This is a genomic window from Tenacibaculum soleae (assembly GCF_001693415.1).
In the GTDB taxonomy this organism is placed as follows: Bacteria; Bacteroidota; Bacteroidia; order Flavobacteriales; family Flavobacteriaceae; genus Polaribacter; species Polaribacter soleae.
The window spans coordinates 1-1,634 of record NZ_MAKX01000015.1; the positions used below are offsets into that span (position 1 = coordinate 1).

1 pseudogene is annotated in these 1,634 nt (G+C 38.4%); it reads right to left on the bottom strand.

Annotated elements, in window-relative coordinates:
- Positions 1–1,634, bottom strand: a pseudogene (locus BA195_RS11050) (SprB repeat-containing protein); the annotation flags it as partial.

Below are 1,634 nucleotides of genomic sequence, written 5' to 3' on the forward strand. Positions count from 1 at the left end.
GTTGTTGGATGTGTTGCCGTTATCGTGTACGTTCCTGTTGGTAAATTGGTAAACGTTAACGCTGCATCTGTTGCTGGTGTTACTGTCTCACTTGTTGGTCCTGAATATCCTGCCGGAGCACTTGTTATAGCATAAGTAACATTATCAATATTTGTTACTGTTTTTACTGAGATATCTTCTCCTGTTGCACAATCAATATCTTTTACTGAACTGATATTTATATCGGTAATCGCTTCAAATGGAGCTATTATTGTAGATAATGATACTGCACTACAATTTGCACTGTCTACAATACGTACATAATAACTTCCGCCTGTAACATCACTTATTGAAAATACATGATTCGTTCCGGTTACTGTTACCGTACTTATTTGAACATCATCTGCTGTATTTGATAAGTTATCTGCTGGATTATCTCCATTTACATCATGGTACAACTCTACGGTTGAATATACAGTTGTTCCGCCTGACATTCCAAATGTATCTTCTGCTCTAATACTTAACGTAGCGTTGTTTACATCATTTCCTGTGGTACATCCAAATTGAACTGCTGTTGGTGCGTTTACTATTAATAACGGATTATCATTTACGACAACATCTGCCACATCTGTCGAACAGCCATTATCGCCCTCAACCGTTACCGTATAAGTTCCTGCTGGTACATTGATAAATGAATTGCTTGCTGCATCCCATGTTGCTTGTCCTGCCACTAATCCTAAACCTGCTGTTTGAACTATACTATAACTTAAAGGTGTTACTCCTGCTGTTACATTAACTGCGATACTTCCGTTTGCCCCACCATTACACGTAGCGTGGGTTACCGAAGTAGTAAACGCTGGTTCAACTGCTGCTGCAATATCTATTATTTTTACTACAGGACAGTTTGGTGTTGCTCCTGTATCGGTTACTGTTACCGTGTACCTATCTGCTATTGTAGGGTTAAATGTATATGGATCACTTGGTAAAGCAATTCCTACTCCTCCTTCTACAATTGTATTTGCTCCTGAATCATCTCTTGTAATCACATATTCATAACTTCCTGAACCTGAAACAATATCAATTACAACATCAGCAGCCATTGGTGCGTCACATGTTAATAGTTTTGTTTCTTTTAACGTAAATACTAAATCATCACTAATTGTTACTGATTCTGGTACTTGTTGCGCACATCCATTTGAATCAGTTACACTTACCGTATAATTATCTGCCGATAAATTATTAAACGTGTGTGTAGCTTCAATTGCTGGGGCAATGATAGTTACAACTTGAGTAGATACAACTCCTGACCCGTTTGATAAAGTATAAGTGTAGGTTCCTGTTCCGCCTTCTGATGTTACTAAAATACTTCCTCCTACACTAGTATCACAAGCATTATCTGTATCAACTGCTGTAAAACTTACTGGATCTGGATTTGAAACTACAACTGCTGTTGACGCTCCTTCACAATCATTTACATCACGTACTCGTATCGTATAACTTCCTGCTGGTAACCCTGTAAATACATTGTTAGTTGTATTTGTTGCAAAAGCATCACCTGCTCTATAAGGTACGTTTGGTGTTCCTGTTACTTCTAACTGATACGTGTATCCGCCAAAACCATCTGCTCCGGTTGCGGTAATTGTTGCATCTGAATC